The organism is Pseudomonas sp. GW821-FHT09C09 (assembly GCF_059418105.1).
On sequence record NZ_JBWKPF010000003.1, the window covers coordinates 469781 to 490585 of the forward strand.

Here is a 20805-nt window from a genome sequence, read left to right on the forward strand (position 1 = left end):
ACCGTCACTTCACGTCTTCAGAGGCCTGCACGCTCAACCACTTCTGCGACAACGCCTCCAGCCGCCCGTCCGCCCTGATCCGCTGCAACGCATTCTCAAGACTCGCGTGAAACGCCGGGTTGCCCTTCTGAAACGGAATCGCCAGATCCACCGGCGGCCCGACCTTCGGTTTCTCTTCCGTCAGCGCCTGGACCAGCACCAGCGGGCGGGGCTGTTCATCCTTTTTCGCCAGCAGCTGCGCATTGACCTGCGTGTAAGGTTGGCTCACGTCGAAACGATCCTTGAGTTCCGGGGTCAGTGCTATGTGGTTGAGCGCGACGTCGTACTTGCCGCTTTCGACGCCCTGGAGCAGATCGGCTTCGTCGGTGACGATGAAGTCGGCGCGTACATCCAGCTCGTTGGCCAGCTGTTGCCCAAGCTCGACCTCGAACCCCGTGAGTGTGTCGCCGTCCTTGAAATTGAAGGGCGGTGTATTAGCCTCTAGGGCTATGCGCAACTCGCCACGGTCGTTGACGTCATCAATCAGTTCGGCGTGAGCCAGCGGGCTCAGAAGGGGTAGCAGGCAGATCAGGCCAGGCAGAAAACGCATGGTCACTCCTTTGAAATCATTGTCGCGGCCTGTTGGTCAGGCTCGCTTTGCTATGGTTGTCGAGTGCCTTCGACAACGAATGGTCATGAAGTTGTCATGACCGCGCGGATTTTACGGAAAAACTGGAGAAGAGAATGAAAACATTCATGTCACGTGCTGCTTTGGCTGGTTTGCTGATGGGCGTTTCGGTGCTGGCCAGTGCGGCCACGCCGGCGCCGAAGGGGGCCGAAGTGTTCATCGTTTCTCCCGAAGACGGAGCAAAGGTTTCGCAGACCTTCACCGTCAAGTTCGGTACCAAGGATGTCGCGCTGGCACCGGCCGGTGATGCCACGCCGAATACCGGTCACCACCATCTGCTGATCGACGCCAAGGAAATCGTTCCGGCCGGCGCAGTGGTGCCGACCGACGCCAACCACATGCATTTCGGCAAGGCCCAGACGTTCGCGGAAATCAAACTGGCCCCAGGCAAGCACACCCTGCAGCTGGAGCTGGGCGACAAGAACCACATGGCTTTCGACCCGCCCGTGGTCTCGAAGAAAATCACCATCACCGTGGAATGATTTTTCCACCGGCATGAAAAAGGGAGCCCCGAGGGGCTCCCTTTTTTGTGGCTCAGCGCCGGATCAGAACAACACGCGGCTACGGATGGTGCCGTTGACGTGTTGCAGCTTCTCTTGCGCCAGCTCCGAGTACTCGGCGTCGACGTCGATCACCACGTAGCCGACCTTCTCGTTGGTCTGCAGGAACTGACCGGAGATGTTGATGCCGTTTTCGGCGAAGACCTTGTTGATCTCGCTCATCACACCCGGGATGTTCTCGTGGATGTGCAGCAGACGGTGCTTGCCAGGGTGAGCCGGCAGGGCCACTTCCGGGAAGTTCACGGACGATACCGAGGTGCCGTTGTCGCTGTACTTGACCAGCTTCTCTGCCACTTCCAGACCGATGTTGGCCTGCGCTTCAGCGGTGGAGCCGCCGATGTGCGGGGTCAGGATCACGTTGTCCAGGCCACGCAGCGGGCTTTCGAACTCTTCGTCGTTGGAGCGCGGCTCGACCGGGAACACGTCGATGGCGGCGCCGATCAGATGCTTGTCCTTGATCGCAGCGGCCAGGTGGTCCAGCTCGACCACGGTGCCGCGTGCCGCGTTGATCAGGATGCCGCCCTTCTTGATGGCGCGGATTTCCTTCTCGCCGATCATCCACTGGGTCGCAGCGGTTTCCGGAACGTGCAGGGTGACGATGTCGGACATGCCCAGCAGCTCGTGCAGGTTGCCGACCTGGGTCGCGTTGCCCAGCGGCAGCTTGGTCACGGTGTCGTAGAAGAACACCTGCATGCCCAGACCTTCAGCCAGGACCGACAGCTGAGTACCGATCGAGCCGTAGCCGACGATGCCCAGTTTCTTGCCACGGATCTCGAAGGAGTTGGCTGCGGACTTGATCCAGCCGCCACGGTGGCAGGAAGCGTTTTTCTCAGGGATGCCGCGCAGCAGCAGGATCGCTTCGGCCAGCACCAGCTCGGCCACGGAGCGGGTGTTGGAGTACGGTGCGTTGAACACGGCGATGCCGCGCTCGCGGGCCGCTTCCAGGTCGACCTGGTTGGTGCCGATGCAGAAACAGCCGACTGCCACCAGCTTCTTCGCGTGATCGAAGATCTCTTCGGTCAGTTGGGTGCGCGAACGAATGCCGATGAAGTGAGCGTCAGCGATCTTTTCCTTGAGCTGGTCTTCCGGCAGGGAGCCAGTCAGGTATTCGATGCTGGTGTAGCCCGCCGCCTTGAGGACGTCGACAGCCGATTGGTGGACGCCTTCGAGAAGAAGGAACTTGATCTTGCTCTTATCGAGAGAAGTCTTGCTCATCTGCGTAAACCTGTATCCCGGAGAAAAATGGCAGGGAGGGGAGCAGCCTGGAGCTGACCCGCACGGCAAGAATGCCGTCGCCGCAGAACAGGCCTTGGGCACTGGCCTGCGGGGTCGGTATGCTAGCATAGCCGCCCCGCTAATCACTCATTCCTGCGACGTGAAGCGTTCTCAGGATGACCATGAATTGTTCGAGAGTTCTGTCGATGACCAATCCTGCCCTGATTGATGAACTGAAGACCCTGGTCGAGCCTGGCAAGGTCCTGACCGATGCCGACTCCCTGAACGCGTACGGCAAGGATTGGACCAAGCACTTCGCCCCGGCGCCAAGCGCCATCGTGTTTCCCAAGAGCATCGAGCAGGTGCAGGCCATTGTCCGCTGGGCCAACGAACATAAAGTGGCGCTGGTGCCATCGGGCGGGCGCACCGGTCTTTCCGCCGCTGCCGTTGCCGCCAATGGCGAAGTGGTGGTGTCGTTCGACTACATGAACCAGATTCTCGACATCAACCTCACCGACCGCACCGCCGTGTGCCAGCCGGGCGTGGTCACCGAGCAATTGCAGAACGCGGCCGAGGAACATCACCTGTACTACCCGGTGGACTTCGCTTCGGCCGGTTCCAGCCAGATTGGCGGCAACATCGGCACCAATGCCGGCGGAATCAAGGTCATTCGCTACGGCATGACCCGCAACTGGGTGGCGGGCATGAAAGTCGTCACCGGCAAGGGCGACGTGCTGGAACTGAACAAGGACCTGATCAAGAACGCCACCGGTTATGACCTGCGCCAGCTGTTCATCGGCGCCGAAGGCACCCTCGGTTTCGTGGTCGAAGCCACCATGCGTCTGGATCGTGCGCCGAAAAACCTGACCGCGATGGTTCTCGGCACCGCCGATTTCGACTCGATCATGCCGGTACTGCATGCCTTCCAGGGCAAGCTCGACCTGACCGCGTTCGAATTCTTCTCCGACAAGGCCTTGGCCAAGGTCATGGGCCGTGGCGATGTCCCGGCGCCGTTCGAGACCGATTGCCCGTTCTACGCTCTGCTGGAATTCGAGGCGACCACCGAAGAAGTGGCCAACAGTGCCCTGGAAACCTTCGAGCATTGCGTCGAACAGGGCTGGGTGCTGGACGGCGTGATGAGCCAGAGCGAAACCCAGTTGCAGAACCTGTGGAAGTTGCGCGAGTACATCTCCGAAACCATCTCCCACTGGACGCCGTACAAGAACGACATCTCGGTCACTGTCTCGAAAGTCCCGGCGTTCCTGCGGGAAATCGACGCGATCGTCGGCAAACACTATCCGGATTTCGAAATCGTCTGGTTCGGCCACATCGGCGACGGCAACCTGCACCTGAACATCCTCAAGCCGGACAACCTGAGCAAGGACGAGTTTTTCGCCAAGTGCGCCACCGTCAACAAGTGGGTGTTCGAAACCGTCGAGAAGTACAACGGTTCGATCTCCGCCGAACACGGTGTGGGCATGACCAAGCGCGATTACTTGACCTACAGCCGCTCGCCGGTGGAAATCGAATACATGAAAGCGGTCAAGGCGGTGTTCGACCCGAACGGCATCATGAACCCGGGCAAGATCTTCGCGGTTTGATTGGCAGTCCCTGATGAATCAATGAAGGCAGGAGTCGGTAATGAGCTATCAGCACCAGTATGTCGACGGTACGCGGATTCATTTTCCGCTGGGGAAAGTGGTGTGCATCGGCCGCAACTACGCCGAACACGCCAAGGAACTGGACAACCCGGTCCCTACCGAGCCGCTGCTGTTCATCAAGCCGGGCAGTTGCGTGGTGCCGCTGGAAGGCGGTTTCAGCATTCCGACCGAGCGCGGCTCCGTGCATTACGAAGCGGAAATCGCCGTGTTGATCGGCAAACCGCTGTCGACCAAACCGAGTCGTGAAGAAGTGCTGGACGCGATCTCCGGTTTTGCTCCGGCGCTGGACCTGACCCTGCGCGACAAGCAGGCCGAACTCAAGTCCAAGGGCCTGCCGTGGGAAATCGCCAAGTCGTTCGACGGCGCGGCGGTAATTGCCCCGTTCGTGGTCAGCAGCACATTCCCTGATCTGACCGACATCGGCATCCGCCTGACCATCAATGGTGAAGTGCGCCAGGACGGTAACAGCAGCGCGATGCTCAACCCGATCGTGCCGATGATCCAGCATATGGCTGGCTGCTTCTCGCTGCAGGCCGGTGACGTGATCCTGACCGGTACGCCGGTGGGCGTGGGGCCGCTGAACGTAGGTGATGACATCGTGCTGGAACTGCCGGGCGCCAGTCGCTTCACCAGCAGCGTGCGCTGACCGCAACACTGAAATACCTTTGTGGGAGCCAGCCTGCTGGCGATGACGGACTGTCAGTTGATGTTTCATTCGACTGATACACCGCTATCGCCAGCAGGCTGGCTCCCACATCTGTTTTTGTGGTGCAGCCCGCAAAGGCATAAGGCGATCCGGCCATTTGCCGTTTTTTTCACATCCTGTCCGGATAATTCCGGTCATCCTGGCGTCTGAGCCGGCCTCTTTGTGCTATTACCCATAGCCTGAATTTTCGGAACGCGTCCTCTGATGTCATCTCAAACTCAGCTCAACCCTGCCCGTCGCTCACGTTTCGCCCTGCGCTGGTATTACTGGCTGTTGCTGGTGGTCGCTGCCGCTTACGGTCTGGCGCATGCCATGCATTGGGACGACCGCGGCCTGCTCTGGGTGCGCGAGCGCTTTGAAAGCCCGACCGAGCGCAAGGAAAGCGTCTGGCTGCCGGACTATCGGGTGGTGATCGACGGCAAACTGCTGCCGGGCATGGAAAAGGACGAGGCCTCGGACCTGTCCTATGACCCGCAGACCAAGACCCTGTTTTCGGTGATGGGCAAGAACCCGTTTCTGGTCGAGCTGACCTTGCAGGGCGACGTGCTGCGCAAGATGCCGCTGGTGGGCTGGATCAACCCGGAAGGCGTGACGGTCATGGGCAATGGCTTGCTGGCCATCGTCGACGAGCGTGAGCACATGCTGTCGATCGTCAAGGTCGATGCCGATACCCGCGAGCTGAAGCGCGACGATTTCCCGAAATACGACCTCGGCCCCTCGAAAAACCAGAACAAGGCCTTCGAAGCCATCACCTGGGATGCCCGCAATCAACGACTGTTGCTGGGCGAAGAGCGGCCACCGGCGTTGTTCACCTGGAAAAGCGACGGCAGCCAGACCCTCACCGGCGACAAGCAGAAGCTGCCGAACGACGATCTGGACATCCGCAACCTTTCGGCACTGGCGATTGACCCGCGCACCGGCCATACCCTGGTGCTGTCCGCCGACTCGCACCTGCTGCTGGAGCTGGACGAGAAGGGCGAGCAAGTCAGCTTCATGACCCTGCTCGGCGGTTTCAACGGCCTCAAGAACACCATTCCCCGCGCCGAAGGCGTGACCATGGACGAGCAGGGCACGCTGTACATGGTCAGCGAGCCGAACCTGTTCTACCGCTTCGAAAAGCAGAAATAACCAGCCCGCCGCCGCAAGGTTGTCGTTCCGGGCAAGTGGCCTTTAAGCTTCGATTCAGACAGGCGTGATATTTCATCCGCCTGTTTTGATCCCGAGCCCTGTCCGCATGCGTCGATTTGCCCGTCCCAAGCCACTTCTGATCATCCTTTCGGTGATTGCCCTGATCGCATTGATTGCGATCGGCCAATACCTGCGTCTGTTCGAGCGCGCCTGGTTCAACCTGCAAAGTCACTGGCAGCCCCACAGCATTGAAGCGATCAATCTGGATCAGTACCGCGTGGACATCGAGGCCCGGGTCATCGAGGGGCTTAACGATGACGTCTCCGCGCTGACCTACGATCCGGTGCGCAAGAGCCTGTTCACCGTCACCAACAAGAATGCCGAGCTGATCGAGCTGTCGCTGGAGGGCCGGATCCTGCGTCGTGTCGCGTTGATCGGCTTCGGCGATGCGGAAGCGGTGGAATTCATCAGCGCCGATACCTACGTCATCAGCGACGAGCGTCAACAGCGTCTGATCAAGATTCATCTGGAGCAGGGCACGACGTTCCTTGATGCGGCGGACGCCGAGCAGATGACGCTCGGCGTGCACATGAGCGGCAACAAGGGGTTCGAAGGCCTGGCCTACGACTCGGTGGGCAAGCGCCTGTTCGTGGCCAAGGAGCGCGACCCGATGCTGATCTACGAAGTGCACGGCTTTCCGCACTTCAACCCGGAAAAATCCTACGCGGTGCATGTGATCAACAACCCCAAGCGCGATGCCGGGATGTTCGTGCGTGACCTGTCGAGCCTGCAATACGACGAGCGCAGCGGCCATCTGCTGGCGCTGTCGGACGAGTCGCGGCTGATTCTGGAACTGGATGTGGACGGGCGCCCGATGAGCACGATGTCGTTGAGCGGTGGCCGGCAAGGGCTGAAGAAAACCGTGCCGCAGGCGGAAGGCATCGCAATGGATGATGACGGGACGTTGTATCTGGTGAGCGAGCCGAATCTGTTTTATGTCTTCAGAAAGCCAGACCAGAACTGACATTCTTCTTTGATCCCCTGTGGGAGCGGGCAGGCTCCCACAGGATCTTCAGGCTTACTCGGCCTTCAGGGTTTTCACGCCTTCGCTGGTACCCAGCAACAGCAGATCCGCAGGACGCGCCGCGAACAGGCCGTTGGTGACCACGCCGACGATCGCGTTGATCTGCGCTTCCAGTTCCACCGGGTTGGTGATCTGCAGGTTGTGCACGTCGAGGATGATGTTGCCGTTGTCGGTCAGCACACCTTCGCGGTAGACCGGATCGCCGCCCAGTTTCACCAGTTGGCGGGCGACGTGGCTGCGAGCCATCGGAATGACTTCCACCGGCAGCGGGAACGCGCCGAGTACCGGCACCAGTTTGCTGCCGTCGGCGATGCAGATGAAGGTCTTGGCCACGGCCGCGACGATCTTCTCGCGGGTCAGGGCTGCACCGCCGCCCTTGATCAGGTTCAGGTGCTCGTCGCTTTCGTCGGCGCCGTCGATGTAGAACTCCAGGTCGCTGACGGTGTTCAGCTCGTACACCGGAATCCCGTGGCCCTTGAGGCGCGCAGCGGTGGCTTCGGAACTGGCGACCGCGCCATCGAACGCGCCCTTGTGCCGGGCCAGGGCGTCGATGAAGCAGTTGGCGGTGGAGCCGGTGCCGACGCCGATGATGCTCTTGTCGTCGAGTTTCGGAAGGATGAAGTCGACGGCGGCCTGGGCTACGGCCTGTTTGAGTTGATCCTGGGTCATGCGGGCTCCGGAAGCGGGCAAGGTAAGAACGGAAAGGCCGGCATTATAGCCGCAAGCCGGGCTAAAACCTCTGCAATCGTGTGGTCGTCCGGCCGAAAGCCGGGTTAGACTCGTTGGTCCCGCCCAATCGCCAGTGATGCTTTCCGATGCTCGAACAGTACGTCAAGAAAATCCTCACCTCGCGCGTTTATGACGTTGCCGTAGAAACCCCGCTGCAGAACGCTCGCCAGCTCTCCGAGCGGCTGGGCAACGACATCTGGCTCAAGCGCGAAGACTTGCAGCCGGTGTTCTCGTTCAAGATTCGCGGCGCCTACAACAAGCTGACCCAGTTGAGCGACGAAGAACGCGCCCGTGGCGTGGTCACCGCGTCGGCGGGCAACCATGCGCAAGGCCTGGCCCTGGCGGCGAAAGTACTGGGCGTAAAAGCGACCATCGTGATGCCCAAGACCACCCCGGAGATCAAGGTCGAAGGCGTGCGTTCCCGTGGCGGCAAGGTGGTGTTGCACGGGGATTCGTTCCCGGAAGCCCTGGCCTACTCGCTGAAACTGGTCGATGAAAAAGGCTACGTCTACATCCACCCGTATGACGATCCGCACACCATTGCCGGGCAGGGCACCGTGGCGATGGAAATCCTGCGCCAGCACCCGCAGCCGCTGGACGCGATCTTCGTGCCGGTGGGCGGCGGCGGCCTGATCGCCGGCATCGCGGCCTACGTGAAGTACCTGCGGCCGGACATCAAGGTCATCGGCGTCGAGCCCGACGACTCCAACTGCCTGCAGGCGGCGATGGCAGCGGGCGAGCGCGTGGTGCTGCCGACCGTGGGCATCTTCGCCGACGGCGTGGCGGTGGCGCAGATCGGCCAGCACACCTTCGATATCTGCAAGGATTACGTCGATGAAGTGATCACCGTCAGCACCGACGAGATCTGCGCGGCGATCAAGGACATCTACGACGACACCCGTTCGATCACCGAACCGGCCGGCGCCCTGGGCGTGGCCGGGATCAAGAAGTATGTCGAACAGCGCGGCGTCAGCGGCCAGACATTCGTGGCCATCGACTCCGGCGCCAACGTCAACTTCGACCGCCTGCGCCACGTCGCCGAACGCGCGGAGCTGGGCGAGGGCCGCGAAGCGATCATCGCCGTGACCATCCCGGAGCAGGCCGGCAGCTTCAAGGCGTTCTGCGAAGCCATCGGCAAGCGCCAGATCACTGAATTCAACTACCGCTACAACACCGGCAGCGAAGCGCACATCTTCGTCGGCGTGCAGACCCACCCGGAAAACGACCCGCGCAGCGCGCTGTTGGCGAGCCTGACCGAGCAGGGTTTCCCGGTACTCGACCTCACCGACAACGAACTGGCCAAGCTGCACATCCGCCACATGGTCGGCGGACGCGCGGCGCAGGTGGTCGATGAAGTGGTGCTGCGCTTCGAGTTCCCGGAGCGTCCGGGCGCGCTGTTCAACTTCCTCAACAAGCTCGGCGGCCGCTGGAACATCTCGATGTTCCACTACCGCAACCACGGCGCGGCGGACGGTCGTGTGGTCGCCGGCCTGCAAGTGCCTCACGACGAGCGACATCTGGTTCCCGCTGCGCTGGCGGAAATCGGCTACCCGTACTGGGACGAAAGCGACAACCCGGCCTATCAGCTGTTTCTTGGCTGAGCGGCTACGCTGATGGGCAGGCCATAAGGAAATTCGACAATGGAAACGTTAACTGCCCTGAAAACGGCGCACATGGTCGCCACCGTGGTTTTGCTGGCGAGTGCGCTGGGACTGGGCGTCTGGGTTTTACTGGCCCGGCGCAAGGGTGATGCGACGGCGGGCAGCCGCACCTTGCAGCGACCACGGGTGTTCGTCTGGCTGCTGATGGGCCTGGCGCTGCTGAGCATGCCGTTCACCGGCTGGTGGATGGTGCATCTGGTGGGCTGGCCGTTGGGGCAGACGTGGATTCTGGCCTCCAGCGTGCTGTACACCGTGGCGGCGCTGGCGTGGTTCTGGCTGCTGGTGCGCTTGAACCGCTTGCGCAAGACGCCGGGCGGTGTGGGCAGGTTCAGCTTTGCCCTGGCGCTGTTCAGTTTTGTCTGCTTTGTCGCGATTGCCGGGTTGATGGGCGCCAAGCCGGTTTAAAGCCCGGCGCCCGATCTCGAGATCAATCGCGCAGCGAGATGACCGACCAGCCACGCTTCTCGGCTTCGGCCCGCAGATTCGGATCCGGATCAACAGCGACCGGATTCACCACCTGCTCCAGCAGCGGCAAGTCGTTCATCGAGTCGCTGTAGAAGTAGCTGTCTTCCAGCGAATGCCCGGTCTCTTCCAGCCAGCGGTTCAGGCGCGTCACCTTGCCTTCGCGGAAGCACGGCACGTCGGTGCTGCGCCCGGTGTAGCGGCCGTCCTGCATCTCGCACTCGGTGGCGATCAGGGTTTCAACGCCCAGGCGCACGGCGATCGGTGCGGTGACGAAACGGTTGGTGGCGGTGATGATCACCAGTTTGTCGCCGGCGTCGCGGTGCTTTTTCAGCAGCTCGACCGCTTTTGGCAGCATCAGTGGCTCGATGCAGTCGCGCATGAAATCGCTGTGCCATTGCTCGAGCACGGCCATGTCGGTGCGGCCGAGGATTTCCAGGCAGAAGTTCAGGTACGCGGCGTTATCCAGTTTGCCCGCCAGGTAATCCTGGTAGAACTCGTCGTTGCGCGCCTTGTAGGCGATCGGGTCGAGGAAGCCGCGTTCACACAGATAGTCGCCCCAGGCGTGATCGCTGTCGCCGCCCAGAAGGGTGTTGTCCAAATCGAATAAAGCCAGGCGCATTGCAGTTACCCGCTGAAAAGTCAGTAAAAAGGCCACAAGAATACGGTCTTTTCACAAGAGTGCACATAAGCTCGGAACCTTCGTTGCCGCCTTCACAAGCTTTGTGGAACAATGCGGCGACATGCGTTTGCGAGGTTGTTGCCGTGATCGACCCCGATGGTTTCCGTCCTAATGTCGGGATCATTCTGACGAATGACGCCGGACAGGTGCTATGGGCTCGCCGTATCAATCAAGATGCCTGGCAGTTTCCACAGGGAGGAATCAATCCCGAGGAGACGCCGGAAGACGCCTTGTACCGCGAGTTGAACGAAGAAGTGGGCCTGGAACGCGAAGATGTTGAAATTCTCGCCTGTACCCGGGGCTGGTTGCGCTATCGTTTGCCGCAACGTCTGGTGCGAACCCACAGCCAACCGCTGTGCATCGGCCAGAAACAGAAGTGGTTTCTCCTGCGCCTGATCTCCAACGAGCAGCGGGTGCGGATGGATTTGACCGGTAAACCGGAGTTCGATGGCTGGCGCTGGGTCAGCTATTGGTATCCGCTGGGCCAGGTGGTGACATTCAAGCGCGAGGTGTATCGCCGCGCTCTCAAAGAGCTTGCCCCGCGCCTTTTAGCGCGCGACTGACGACGGAGTTCGACCCCGAGCCATGCTCAATACGCTGCGCAAGATCGTCCAGGAAGTTAACTCCGCCAAGGATCTCAAGGCGGCGTTGGGGATTATTGTGTTGCGCGTCAAAGAGGCCATGGGCAGCCAGGTCTGCTCGGTCTATCTGCTTGATCCCGAGACCAACCGCTTCGTCCTGATGGCCACCGAGGGCTTGAACAAGCGCTCGATCGGCAAGGTCAGCATGGCACCCAACGAAGGTCTGGTCGGCCTGGTCGGCACGCGTGAAGAACCCCTGAACCTCGAAAATGCCGCGGATCACCCGCGCTACCGCTACTTCGCCGAGACCGGCGAGGAGCGCTACGCCTCGTTCCTCGGGGCGCCGATCATTCACCACCGCCGCGTCGTCGGCGTGTTGGTCATCCAGCAGAAAGAACGCCGCCAGTTCGATGAAGGTGAAGAAGCCTTCCTCGTGACCATGAGCGCGCAGCTCGCCGGTGTAATCGCCCATGCCGAGGCCACCGGTTCGATCCGTGGCCTGGGCCGTCAGGGCAAGGGCATCCAGGAAGCCAAGTTCGTCGGTGTTCCGGGCTCGCCGGGTGCGGCGGTCGGTACGGCGGTGGTCATGCTGCCGCCAGCCGACCTCGATGTCGTGCCGGACAAGTCTGTCGACGACATCGATGCCGAAATAAAACTGTTCAAGAAGGCGCTTGAAGGCGTGCGCGCCGACATGCGCAACCTGTCGACCAAACTGGCCACCCAGTTGCGTCCCGAAGAACGCGCGTTGTTCGACGTGTACCAGATGATGCTCGACGACGCGTCCCTCGGGAACGAAGTCAAAACCGTGATCAAGACGGGTCAGTGGGCCCAGGGCGCGCTGCGTCAGGTGGTGACCGACCACGTCAATCGTTTCGAATTGATGGACGATGAATACCTGCGTGAGCGGGCGTCGGATGTGCGTGACCTCGGTCGCCGTCTGCTGGCCTACCTGCAGGAAGACCGCACGACCAACATGGTTTTCCCCGACAACACCATCCTGGTCAGTGAAGAGCTGACCGCCACCCAGCTCGGTGAAGTGCCGGAAGGCAAGCTGGTGGGGCTGGTCTCGGTACTGGGTTCGGGTAACTCCCACGTCGCGATCCTGGCCCGGGCCATGGGTATTCCGACGGTGATGGGTGTAGTCGACTTGCCGTACGCCAAGGTCGATGGCATCCCGATGATCGTCGACGGGATCAAGGGCGAAATCTACACCAACCCGAGTGAAGTGCTGATCAAGCAATTCGCCGACGTGGTGGAAGAAGAGAAGCAACTGGCGCTGGGCCTCGATACCCTGCGCGACTTGCCGTGTGTGACCCTCGACGGTCACCGCATGCCGCTGTGGGTCAACACCGGCCTGCTGGCGGACGTGGCGCGGGCGCAGAAGCGTGGTGCCGAAGGTGTCGGTCTGTACCGCACCGAAGTGCCGTTCATGATCAACCAGCGCTTCCCGAGCGAGAAGGAACAACTGGCGATCTATCGCGAGCAGCTCGCCGCGTTCCACCCGCAACCGGTGACCATGCGTACGCTGGACATCGGCGGTGACAAGGCGTTGTCGTACTTCCCGATCAAGGAAGACAACCCGTTCCTTGGCTGGCGCGGGATCCGCGTCACCCTCGACCACCCGGAAATCTTCCTGGTGCAGACCCGTGCGATGCTCAAGGCCAGCGAAGGCCTGAACAACCTGCGGATCCTGTTGCCGATGATCTCCGGCATCCATGAGCTCGAAGAAGCGTTGCACCTGATCCACCGGGCCTGGGGCGAAGTGCGCGACGAAGGCACCGATGTGCCGATGCCGCCGGTGGGCGTGATGATCGAGATTCCGGCGGCGGTCTACCAGACCAGAGAACTGGCGCGGATGGTCGACTTCCTGTCGGTGGGTTCCAACGACCTCACCCAGTATCTGCTGGCCGTGGACCGCAACAACCCGCGTGTGGCCGACCTCTACGACTACCTGCACCCGGCGGTGCTGCAAGCCTTGCAGATCGTCGTGCGTGACGCCCATGCCGAGGGCAAGCCGGTGAGTATCTGCGGCGAGATGGCCGGTGACCCGGCGGCCGCGGTGCTGTTGATGGCGATGGGTTTCGACAGTTTGTCGATGAACGCCACCAACCTGCCGAAGGTGAAGTGGATGCTGCGTCAGATCAACCTGAGCAAGGCCAAGGATCTGCTGGCGGAACTGATGACCATCGACAACCCGCAAGTTATCCACAGCTCGCTGCAACTGGCGCTGAAGAGTCTCGGGTTATCGCGGATGGTCAAACCGCTCTGAACAGAAGATCGCAGCCTTCGGGCTGCGATCTTCAAAGGTTGATCTCCACTTCCCCCAGATGCCCGCCGTACGGCCCGAAACTGCGTTCCACCATCCTCCGTGTCCCGTCTGCCTGCACGATCAGCGCCGTACTCGCCCGCGTTCCGTAGCTCTGGCTGGCAATGAACACACTCGACAGCAACGACTCGGTCGCCAGCCCCACGCCGGTATCCGGCAGCTCGGCGAACGGTGCCGTCTGCGCATCACCCAGCAGCGCGAGCAACTGCTCGGGTTGCGGATCATCCAGCACCGCACTCAATGCCGCCTTGGCCTTGAGCAGTTTCGGCCACGGTGTATCCAGCCCCGCGTTTGAAAGTCCATAAATGCCCGGCTGCAACATCACCGGTTCCGAAGACCGCGCGTTGAAATGCCACAGCTCGTGGGCATTGCCCAGCAGCAGATTGAACCCGGCATATTCCGGCGAGCGGGCGACAACGTCGGACAAATAGTCATCGATCGACAGGTTTCCGGTCAGAAACCCCGCCACCAGTTCACCCCGGGAGCGCCGGGCCGGAGGCTGATGCGGATCGCGGATGTTGGTCAGCGCGGCAAAGCGGCCGTTGGCGCCGAGGCCGAGCCAGGTGCCGCCGGCCTCCAGATCCCGTCCGGCATGAACCTGCGGCGACTCGGGCCACTGGGCCAGCGGCAGGCTGGGCCGGGCGTAGAACTCGTCACGGTTGGCCGCGACGATCAGCGGCTGGGCATGTCCCGGCCGCCAGGCGAAAACGATCAGGCACATAAGGTGGTCCTTGTGTGTTTTTTGCCCACTCTACGCAGACATCGTCCGTGCATCCATCGCCAGTGGAGCCGAAGGGTATCCATCCGTTACCATGCCGCTCCGGTTTTGGGATGCGCCTCTGGAGGCAGTCATGGAATTTCTGCTCTATCTGGCGCTGGGTGCCTGTGCAGGCGTACTGGCGGGGCTGTTCGGGGTTGGCGGCGGGATCATCATCGTCCCGGTGCTGGTGTTCAGTTTCACCTTGCAGGGTTTCGATCCGTCGATCCTGACCCACCTGGCTGTCGGCACGTCGCTGGCGACGATCATCTTCACCTCGGTCAATGCCGTGCGTGAGCATCATCGGCGCGGTGCGGTGCGCTGGCCGATTTTCGCCTGGATGACCGTCGGGATCCTGCTCGGTGCCGGTTTCGGTGCGCTGACCGCTGAAGCGATCTCCGGGCCCAACCTGCAGAAGATCATCGGTGTGTTCGCCCTGGTGATCGCGGCGCAGCTGGCACTGGACGTCAAACCCAAGGCCAGTCGAACGGTGCCGGGCAAATTCGGTCTGACCGTGGCCGGCAGTGTGATCGGCTGGGCGTCGGCGATTTTCGGCATTGGCGGCGGCTCGCTGACCGTGCCGTTCCTGACCTGGCGCAGCGTGCCGATGCAGCAGGCCGTGGCGACTTCGTCGGCCTGTGGCCTGCCGATCGCCTTGGCAAGTGCAATAAGTTTCATGATTCTGGGCTGGCATGATCCGTTGCTGCCGGCCCATAGTCTCGGGTTTGTGTATCTGCCGGCGCTGCTGGGCATTGCGCTGACCAGCATGGTGTTCGCCCGGATCGGCGCACGGCTGGCGCACAAGTTGTCGCCGAAGTTGCTGAAACGGCTGTTCGCCGCTTTGCTGTTCTGCGTGGGGCTGAGCTTTCTGTTCTGAGGCGTCTGTTCCGAGCAGGCCACAATCCTGGCTTAATCCTGAGGTGGCAGCGTCGCCCGGGAATTTTGAAGATTTGAACTCTAACGAGGAGTCGCAATGCTGCCTTACCCGCAGATCGACCCGGTGGCCCTGGCCATCGGTCCGCTGAAAATCCATTGGTACGGCCTGATGTATCTGGTCGGCATCGGCGGTGCGTGGCTGCTGGCGTCGCGCCGGCTCAACCGTTTCGACCCGACCTGGACCAAGGAGAAACTCTCCGACCTGGTGTTCTGGCTGTCGATGGGGGTGATTGTCGGCGGGCGACTGGGCTATGTGCTGTTCTACGATCTGAGCGCCTACATCGCCAACCCGACGCTGATTTTCGAAGTGTGGAAGGGCGGCATGTCGTTCCACGGCGGCTTCATCGGCGTGATGCTGGCGGCGTTGTGGTTCGGCAAGCGTAACGGCAAGTCGTTCTTTCAGCTGATGGACTTCGTGGCGCCGATGGTGCCGATCGGTCTGGGCGCCGGGCGTATCGGCAACTTCATCAACGCCGAGCTGTGGGGCAAGGCCACCGACGTGCCGTGGGCCATGGTGTTCCCGCCGTTCAGCGACCCGGCGCAACTGCCGCGTCACCCGTCGCAGCTGTATCAGTTCGCGCTCGAAGGCGTGGCACTGTTCCTGATCCTCTGGCTGTTCTCGCGCAAGCCGCGCCCAACCATGGCGGTCTCGGGCATGTTCGCTCTGTTCTATGGCATCTTCCGTTTCATCGTCGAATTCGTCCGCGTGCCGGACGCGCAATTGGGCTACCTGGCCTGGAACTGGCTGACCATGGGTCAGATCCTCTGCGTACCGATGATCATCGGCGGGCTGTTCCTGATCTGGCTGGCCTACCGCCGTGCCCCGTCGGCGCCGGTTGCACCGACAGCTTAAATATTCGAACCCCGGCGCAGTTGGCCGGGGCTCAAGGACACAGGTAACTCATGAAGCAATATCTCGATCTGGTGTCGCACGTCATCAACAACGGCACCAAACAGGCCAACCGTACCGGCGTGAACACCATCAGCTTTCCGGGCGCGATGCTGCGCTTCGATCTGCAGGAAGGTTTCCCGGCGATCACCACCCGCAAGATGGCCTTCAAATCGGCCATCGGCGAGATGTGCGGCTTTCTGCGTGGCGTGAACAACGCCGCCGAATTCCGTGCGCTGGGCTGCAAGGTCTGGGATCAGAACGCCAACGAAAACGCCCAGTGGCTGGCCAACCCGTTCCGTCAGGGCGAAGACGACCTCGGCGAAATCTACGGCGTGCAATGGCGCAAATGGCCGGCATACAAGCAGATCCCGCTGAGCAACACCGCCGCCATCGAACAAACCCTGAGCAACGGTTACAAGCAGATTGCCCAGGGCGAAGAAGACGGCCAGGCCTACGTGGTCCTGTACAAAGCCATCGATCAGGTGCGCCAGTGCGTCGACACGATCATCAAGGACCCGGGCAGCCGCCGCATCCTGTTCCACGGCTGGAACTGCGCCCAGCTCGATGAAATGGCCCTGCCGCCGTGCCATCTGCTGTACCAGTTCCACCCGAATGTCGAGACCAAAGAGATCTCTCTGACCCTCTACATCCGCTCCAACGACCTGGGCCTGGGCACGCCGTTCAACCTCACCGAAGGCGCCGCGCTGCTGAGCTTGATCGGTCGCCTGACCGGCTACACGCCGCGCTGGTTCACCTATTTCATCGGTGACGCCCACGTCTACGAAAACCACCTCGACATGCTCAACGAACAGCTCAAGCGCGAGCCGTTCGCCATGCCGAAGCTGAAGATTTCGGATCGCGTGCCGGAGTTCGCCAAGACCGGTGTGTACCAGCCGGAATGGCTGGAGCTGGTGGAGCCGAGCGACTTCTCGCTGGAAGGCTACGAGCACCATGCGCCGATGACTGCGCCGATGGCGGTCTGAAGCACAGGTGACAAACAACTGAGGGAGCCAAATGGCTCCCTCAGTCGTTTCCGTGGTTCTTAATGGCCGTGGCTGCGGCCCACATGCGAATGCTCGACCTCCGTCGCCACAACCCCGCCACTCACCTCCAGCCGCTGCAGGATCCCGCACTGATCCGCCTCCGGCCCTTCGCCACAACGCTGGCGCAGGTCGAGCAGTTGCGTCTGCAACGCCAACAACCCGTCGATCCGCGCCTTGACGTGCTGGATGTGCTCGTCGATCAGCGCATTCACGCTTTCGCACTGATCCTGCGGGCTGTCGCGCAAGGCGAGCAGGCTGCGGATTTCTTCGAGGGTCATGTCGAGGGTGCGGCAGTTGCGGATGAAGGTCAGGCGCTCGGCGTGGGCCTGGGTGTAGACGCGGTAGTTGCCGTCGCTACGGGCCGGTTCCGGCAGCAGATTTTCGCGCTCGTAGTAGCGGATGGTTTCCACGGCGCAATCGGTCTGTTTCGCCAGTTCTCCGATCTTCATGACGGCAATCTCCAAAAGGGTGCTTGACCCTATAGTGGCTACAGGGTCTTTACTTGGCAACAGGCACCTTCATGGACGCGACCAATGAGCGATTCCCAGCACACCCACAAATCCCACGCGGGACACGACCACAGCCACAAATTGCAGCCTGTGCATAAACACGACCACGGCGCTGATTCCTGCTGTGCATCAAAAGCCGCGGCCCCGTCGCTGATTCAACTGAGCGAGGCGAAAAGCGCCGACGCCCGGTTGAGCAGTTTCCGTATCGAAGCGATGGATTGCCCGACCGAGCAGACGCTGATCCAGAACAAGCTCGGCAAACTGGCCGGGATCCAGCAACTGGAATTCAACCTGATCAATCGCGTGCTCGGCGTGACTCACAATCTGCCGGACACCGCGCCGATCATCGACGCGATCAAATCCCTCGGCATGCAGGCCGAGCCGCTGGAGGCGGGCGTTGATGCCCCGGCCGCCGCCCCGGTGAAAAAGCACTGGTGGCCACTGGCGCTGTCCGGCGTCGGTGCGCTCGCTGCCGAAGTGATCCACTTCACCAGCGCTGCCCCGACCTGGGTGGTGGCGATCATCGCGCTGATCTCGATCCTCAGCGGCGGCCTCACCACCTACAAGAAGGGCTGGATCGCCCTGAAGAACCGCAACCTCAACATCAACGCTCTGATGAGCATCGCCGTGACGGGCGCCGTGTTGATCGGCCAGTGGCCGGAAGCGGCGATGGTGATGTTCCTGTTCACCGTGGCCGAGCTGATCGAAGCGCGCTCGCTGGATCGCGCACGCAACGCCATCAGCGGTCTGATGCAGATGACGCCGGAGCAGGCGACGGTGTTGCAGGCTGACGGCAACTGGGTCGAACTGGATGTGAAAAGCATCGATCTCGGCGCTCGTGTGCGAGTGAAACCCGGTGAGCGCATCGCGCTGGACGGTGAAGTCGTCAGCGGCAGCACGACCATCGATCAGGCGCCGATCACCGGCGAAAGCCTGCCGGTGGAAAAAACCGTCGGTGACAAAGTCTTCGCCGGCACCATCAACCAGGCCGGTTCGCTGGAATACACAGTGACCGCAGCGGCGAACAATTCCACCCTGGCGCGGATCATCCACGCCGTGGAACAGGCGCAAGGCGCGCGGGCGCCGACCCAGCGCTTCGTCGATCAGTTCTCGAAGATCTACACCCCGGTAGTCTTCGTTCTGGCCCTGGCCGTGGCGATCATCCCGCCGCTGTTCATGGGCGCCGTATGGTTCGACTGGATCTACCGCGCGCTGGTGTTGCTGGTGGTCGCGTGCCCGTGCGCACTGGTGATTTCCACCCCGGTGACCATCGTCAGCGGCCTCGCCGCAGCGGCGCGCAAAGGCATTCTGGTCAAGGGCGGCGTGTACCTGGAGGGCGGCTTCAAGCTCGACTATCTGGCCCTCGACAAGACCGGCACCATCACCCATGGCAAACCGGTACAGACCGACTACCTGTCCCTCGACCCGACCGCCGACGCCACAGCCCCGGCCATTGCCGCGGCGCTGGCCGGGCGCTCCGATCACCCGGTGTCGCTGGCCATCGCCAATGCCGCTGTGGATAAAGGGTTCGCGCCGCTGGTTGTGGATAACTTCGAAGCACTGGCCGGGCGCGGAGTGAAGGGTGAGGTCAACGGTCAGGCCTACCATTTGGGCAATCACCGACTGGTGGAAGAGCTGGGCCTGTGCTCGCCGCAACTGGAAGAAAAGCTTTTCGCGCTGGAGAAACAGGGCAAGTCCGTGGTGTTGCTGCTCGACCGTTCCGGCCCGCTGGCGCTGTTCGCCGTGGCCGACACCGTCAAGGAAACCAGCCGCGAGGCGATCCGGCAGTTGCACGACCTGGGCGTGAAAACCCTGATGCTGACCGGCGACAACGTCCACACCGCGCAGGCGATTGCGGCGCAGGTCGGCATTGATCAGGCCAAGGGCGATTTGCTGCCGACCGACAAACTGCAAGCCATCGAGGACCTGTATGCGCAGGGCCGTCGGGTCGGCATGGTCGGCGATGGCATCAACGATGCGCCGGCACTGGCGCGGGCCGAGATCGGTTTTGCGATGGCGGCGGCCGGCACCGATACAGCGATTGAAACCGCCGATGTCGCCCTGATGGACGACGATCTGCGCAAGATTCCGGCCTTCATCAGCCTGTCCCGCAACACGGCCAGCATCCTGAAACAGAACATTGCGTTGGCATTGGTGATCAAGGCTATCTTTCTTGGGGTAACCTTCGCCGGGCTCGCCACCATGTGGATGGCGGTGTTTGCCGACATGGGCGTGAGCCTGCTGGTGGTGTTCAACGGTTTGCGCCTGCTGCGTAAATAGAGGAAGAGGGACGGTTGTGCTGAGTGCCGAGCTGAAAGCGTTTTACATGGTGGCCCGCCTGGGCAGCATCACGCTGGCGGCGAAAAAGCTTGGACTCAGCCAACCGACCGTGACCACCCAGATCCGCAATCTGGAAAGCCAGTATTCGGTGGAACTGTTCTACCGTGGGGGCCGGCGCCTGAGTGTCAGCGACGAAGGCGCGCGGCTGTTGCCGATGGTCAAGGCGCTGTTGCAGCAGGAGGCCGATATCGAATTCTTCCTGCGTAACAGCGGTCAGGTGCAGGGCACGCTGCGCATCGCCGCCACGGCGCCGTATTACATCCTCGATCTGGTGAAGACCTTCCGCGAGCGCCTGCCGCAGGTTGAAGTCTCGGTGGAAATCGGCAATTCACAGCAAGTGCTGGAAGCGTTGGAGGACTACCGGGTGGATGTCGCGGCGTCATCGCAGTTGCTCGACGATGCGCGGCTGATCCGCCGGGTGCTCGGCAGCGATCCGCTGGTGCTGGCGGTGCATCGCAATCACCCGCTGGCGGCGCACGACCACGTGACGCTGAATGCGCTGGCCGGACATACCCTGTTGATGCGCGAGCCGGGCTCGACCACCCGTCGCCTGACTGAAGAATTGCTGGCCGGCGCGGGAGTCAGTTTCGGCCCGTTGCTGGAGATCGGCAGCCGTGAATCGATCCGCGAGGCGGTGCTGCGCAACATCGGCATCAGCATCATCGCCCGCCAGGAAGTGCCGCATGATCCGCAGTTGCGGGTGCTGACCCTGGAGAATGCACCGCAGATTCCCGAATATCTCTACTGCCTCAAGGAACGAAAGAACGCCCGGTTGCCGGCAGCGTTTCTTGGGCTGGCGCAGGAAATGTCTCCGGCCTGATCAACCAAAATCCCTGAATACCACTATCGGTCGTTTTTGCCTTGTT

At 61.7% G+C, this 20805-nt stretch carries 20 protein-coding genes; 14 read left to right on the forward strand and 6 right to left on the reverse strand.

The window, feature by feature from the left end:
• Window positions 1-4 precede the first annotated feature (4 nt).
• Window positions 5-589: a transporter substrate-binding domain-containing protein gene (locus AC07NR_RS11895; protein WP_495078621.1), complete on the reverse strand. Its 585-nt coding sequence runs from the start codon at window positions 587-589 to the stop codon at window positions 5-7.
• Between the two features lie 134 nt (window positions 590-723).
• Here AC07NR_RS11895 and AC07NR_RS11900 point away from each other — a divergent pair, with 134 nt between their 5' ends.
• Complete coding sequence (locus AC07NR_RS11900; protein WP_085709014.1) at window positions 724-1149, forward strand: DUF4399 domain-containing protein; 426 nt, start codon at window positions 724-726, stop codon at window positions 1147-1149.
• 63 nt (window positions 1150-1212) lie between these two features.
• On the opposite strand, the gene serA is transcribed toward AC07NR_RS11900, so the two are convergent.
• On the reverse strand, window positions 1213-2442 hold the full coding sequence (gene serA / locus AC07NR_RS11905; RefSeq protein WP_085709015.1) for a phosphoglycerate dehydrogenase: 1230 nt from the start codon (window positions 2440-2442) through the stop codon (window positions 1213-1215).
• A 206-nt stretch (window positions 2443-2648) separates the two neighbouring features.
• Here serA and AC07NR_RS11910 point away from each other — a divergent pair, with 206 nt between their 5' ends.
• The 4 genes from AC07NR_RS11910 (at window position 2649) to AC07NR_RS11925 (ending at window position 6961) form a co-directional block, all read left to right on the forward strand.
• Window positions 2649-4043, forward strand: coding sequence for an FAD-binding oxidoreductase (locus AC07NR_RS11910; protein WP_248739897.1), 1395 nt, complete (start codon window positions 2649-2651; stop codon window positions 4041-4043).
• A gap of 40 nt (window positions 4044-4083) precedes the next feature.
• The gene (locus AC07NR_RS11915) at window positions 4084-4749 is read left to right on the forward strand and encodes a fumarylacetoacetate hydrolase family protein (RefSeq protein WP_248742322.1); all 666 of its coding nucleotides are present in this window, start codon (window positions 4084-4086) and stop codon (window positions 4747-4749) included.
• A 264-nt stretch (window positions 4750-5013) separates the two neighbouring features.
• Entirely contained in the window at window positions 5014-5937 is a 924-nt protein-coding gene (locus tag AC07NR_RS11920; protein WP_248739898.1) for an SdiA-regulated domain-containing protein, read from the forward strand.
• A gap of 106 nt (window positions 5938-6043) precedes the next feature.
• Entirely contained in the window at window positions 6044-6961 is a 918-nt protein-coding gene (locus AC07NR_RS11925; protein ID WP_495078622.1) for an SdiA-regulated domain-containing protein, read from the forward strand.
• 54 nt (window positions 6962-7015) lie between these two features.
• Here AC07NR_RS11925 and rpiA read toward each other — a convergent pair whose 3' ends face one another.
• The gene (gene rpiA, locus AC07NR_RS11930; protein ID WP_134828430.1) at window positions 7016-7690 is read right to left on the reverse strand and encodes a ribose-5-phosphate isomerase RpiA; all 675 of its coding nucleotides are present in this window, start codon (window positions 7688-7690) and stop codon (window positions 7016-7018) included.
• Between the two features lie 146 nt (window positions 7691-7836).
• Here rpiA and ilvA point away from each other — a divergent pair, with 146 nt between their 5' ends.
• Window positions 7837-9351 (forward strand): threonine ammonia-lyase, biosynthetic, encoded by a 1515-nt coding sequence (ilvA, locus tag AC07NR_RS11935; protein WP_085709021.1) that lies wholly within the window; start codon window positions 7837-7839, stop codon window positions 9349-9351.
• A gap of 39 nt (window positions 9352-9390) precedes the next feature.
• On the forward strand, window positions 9391-9816 hold the full coding sequence (locus AC07NR_RS11940; RefSeq protein ID WP_119427503.1) for a DUF2269 domain-containing protein: 426 nt from the start codon (window positions 9391-9393) through the stop codon (window positions 9814-9816).
• 22 nt (window positions 9817-9838) lie between these two features.
• On the opposite strand, the gene AC07NR_RS11945 is transcribed toward AC07NR_RS11940, so the two are convergent.
• Complete coding sequence (locus tag AC07NR_RS11945; RefSeq protein ID WP_085709023.1) at window positions 9839-10495, reverse strand: histidinol-phosphatase; 657 nt, start codon at window positions 10493-10495, stop codon at window positions 9839-9841.
• Between the two features lie 143 nt (window positions 10496-10638).
• Here AC07NR_RS11945 and AC07NR_RS11950 point away from each other — a divergent pair, with 143 nt between their 5' ends.
• Together AC07NR_RS11950 and ptsP are read left to right on the forward strand one after the other, a co-directional pair.
• Entirely contained in the window at window positions 10639-11118 is a 480-nt protein-coding gene (locus tag AC07NR_RS11950; RefSeq protein WP_003229203.1) for an RNA pyrophosphohydrolase, read from the forward strand.
• Between the two features lie 22 nt (window positions 11119-11140).
• Window positions 11141-13405, forward strand: a complete 2265-nt coding sequence (gene ptsP / locus AC07NR_RS11955; protein WP_085709024.1) for a phosphoenolpyruvate--protein phosphotransferase — start codon at window positions 11141-11143, stop codon at window positions 13403-13405.
• A 31-nt stretch (window positions 13406-13436) separates the two neighbouring features.
• On the opposite strand, the gene AC07NR_RS11960 is transcribed toward ptsP, so the two are convergent.
• Complete coding sequence (locus tag AC07NR_RS11960; RefSeq protein ID WP_495078623.1) at window positions 13437-14183, reverse strand: NRDE family protein; 747 nt, start codon at window positions 14181-14183, stop codon at window positions 13437-13439.
• Window positions 14184-14313: 130 nt separating this feature from the next.
• On the opposite strand from AC07NR_RS11960, the gene AC07NR_RS11965 reads away from it, so the two are divergent.
• The 3 genes from AC07NR_RS11965 (at window position 14314) to AC07NR_RS11975 (ending at window position 17030) form a co-directional block, all read left to right on the forward strand.
• Window positions 14314-15096 carry a sulfite exporter TauE/SafE family protein gene (locus AC07NR_RS11965; protein WP_134828427.1) on the forward strand — a complete coding sequence of 261 codons (783 nt, stop codon included), beginning with the start codon at window positions 14314-14316 and terminating at the stop codon, window positions 15094-15096.
• A 96-nt stretch (window positions 15097-15192) separates the two neighbouring features.
• Window positions 15193-16008, forward strand: coding sequence for a prolipoprotein diacylglyceryl transferase (gene lgt, locus AC07NR_RS11970; RefSeq protein ID WP_065258902.1), 816 nt, complete (start codon window positions 15193-15195; stop codon window positions 16006-16008).
• A gap of 50 nt (window positions 16009-16058) precedes the next feature.
• Window positions 16059-17030 (forward strand): thymidylate synthase, encoded by a 972-nt coding sequence (locus tag AC07NR_RS11975; protein ID WP_011336420.1) that lies wholly within the window; start codon window positions 16059-16061, stop codon window positions 17028-17030.
• A 59-nt stretch (window positions 17031-17089) separates the two neighbouring features.
• On the opposite strand, the gene cadR is transcribed toward AC07NR_RS11975, so the two are convergent.
• A complete protein-coding gene (gene cadR / locus AC07NR_RS11980; protein WP_064600182.1) occupies window positions 17090-17539 on the reverse strand; it encodes a Cd(II)/Pb(II)-responsive transcriptional regulator in 450 nt (149 codons plus the stop codon).
• A gap of 84 nt (window positions 17540-17623) precedes the next feature.
• On the opposite strand from cadR, the gene AC07NR_RS11985 reads away from it, so the two are divergent.
• Both AC07NR_RS11985 and AC07NR_RS11990 read left to right on the forward strand, forming a co-directional pair.
• Complete coding sequence (locus tag AC07NR_RS11985) at window positions 17624-19879, forward strand: heavy metal translocating P-type ATPase (protein WP_495078624.1); 2256 nt, start codon at window positions 17624-17626, stop codon at window positions 19877-19879.
• Between the two features lie 16 nt (window positions 19880-19895).
• A complete protein-coding gene (locus tag AC07NR_RS11990; protein WP_119427508.1) occupies window positions 19896-20759 on the forward strand; it encodes a LysR family transcriptional regulator in 864 nt (287 codons plus the stop codon).
• The last annotated feature ends 46 nt before the right edge of the window (window positions 20760-20805 follow it).

Coding starts and splice junctions, on each gene's coding strand:
- AC07NR_RS11895 (WP_495078621.1), bottom strand. CDS start 589: ATGCGTTTTCTGCCTGGCCTGATCTGCCTGCTACCCCTTCTGAGCCCG.
- AC07NR_RS11900 (WP_085709014.1), top strand. CDS start 724: ATGAAAACATTCATGTCACGTGCTGCTTTGGCTGGTTTGCTGATGGGC.
- serA (WP_085709015.1), bottom strand. CDS start 2,442: ATGAGCAAGACTTCTCTCGATAAGAGCAAGATCAAGTTCCTTCTTCTC.
- AC07NR_RS11910 (WP_248739897.1), top strand. CDS start 2,649: ATGACCAATCCTGCCCTGATTGATGAACTGAAGACCCTGGTCGAGCCT.
- AC07NR_RS11915 (WP_248742322.1), top strand. CDS start 4,084: ATGAGCTATCAGCACCAGTATGTCGACGGTACGCGGATTCATTTTCCG.
- AC07NR_RS11920 (WP_248739898.1), top strand. CDS start 5,014: ATGTCATCTCAAACTCAGCTCAACCCTGCCCGTCGCTCACGTTTCGCC.
- AC07NR_RS11925 (WP_495078622.1), top strand. CDS start 6,044: ATGCGTCGATTTGCCCGTCCCAAGCCACTTCTGATCATCCTTTCGGTG.
- rpiA (WP_134828430.1), bottom strand. CDS start 7,690: ATGACCCAGGATCAACTCAAACAGGCCGTAGCCCAGGCCGCCGTCGAC.
- ilvA (WP_085709021.1), top strand. CDS start 7,837: ATGCTCGAACAGTACGTCAAGAAAATCCTCACCTCGCGCGTTTATGAC.
- AC07NR_RS11940 (WP_119427503.1), top strand. CDS start 9,391: ATGGAAACGTTAACTGCCCTGAAAACGGCGCACATGGTCGCCACCGTG.
- AC07NR_RS11945 (WP_085709023.1), bottom strand. CDS start 10,495: ATGCGCCTGGCTTTATTCGATTTGGACAACACCCTTCTGGGCGGCGAC.
- ptsP (WP_085709024.1), top strand. CDS start 11,141: ATGCTCAATACGCTGCGCAAGATCGTCCAGGAAGTTAACTCCGCCAAG.
- AC07NR_RS11960 (WP_495078623.1), bottom strand. CDS start 14,183: ATGTGCCTGATCGTTTTCGCCTGGCGGCCGGGACATGCCCAGCCGCTG.
- AC07NR_RS11965 (WP_134828427.1), top strand. CDS start 14,314: ATGGAATTTCTGCTCTATCTGGCGCTGGGTGCCTGTGCAGGCGTACTG.
- lgt (WP_065258902.1), top strand. CDS start 15,193: ATGCTGCCTTACCCGCAGATCGACCCGGTGGCCCTGGCCATCGGTCCG.
- AC07NR_RS11975 (WP_011336420.1), top strand. CDS start 16,059: ATGAAGCAATATCTCGATCTGGTGTCGCACGTCATCAACAACGGCACC.
- cadR (WP_064600182.1), bottom strand. CDS start 17,539: ATGAAGATCGGAGAACTGGCGAAACAGACCGATTGCGCCGTGGAAACC.
- AC07NR_RS11985 (WP_495078624.1), top strand. CDS start 17,624: ATGAGCGATTCCCAGCACACCCACAAATCCCACGCGGGACACGACCAC.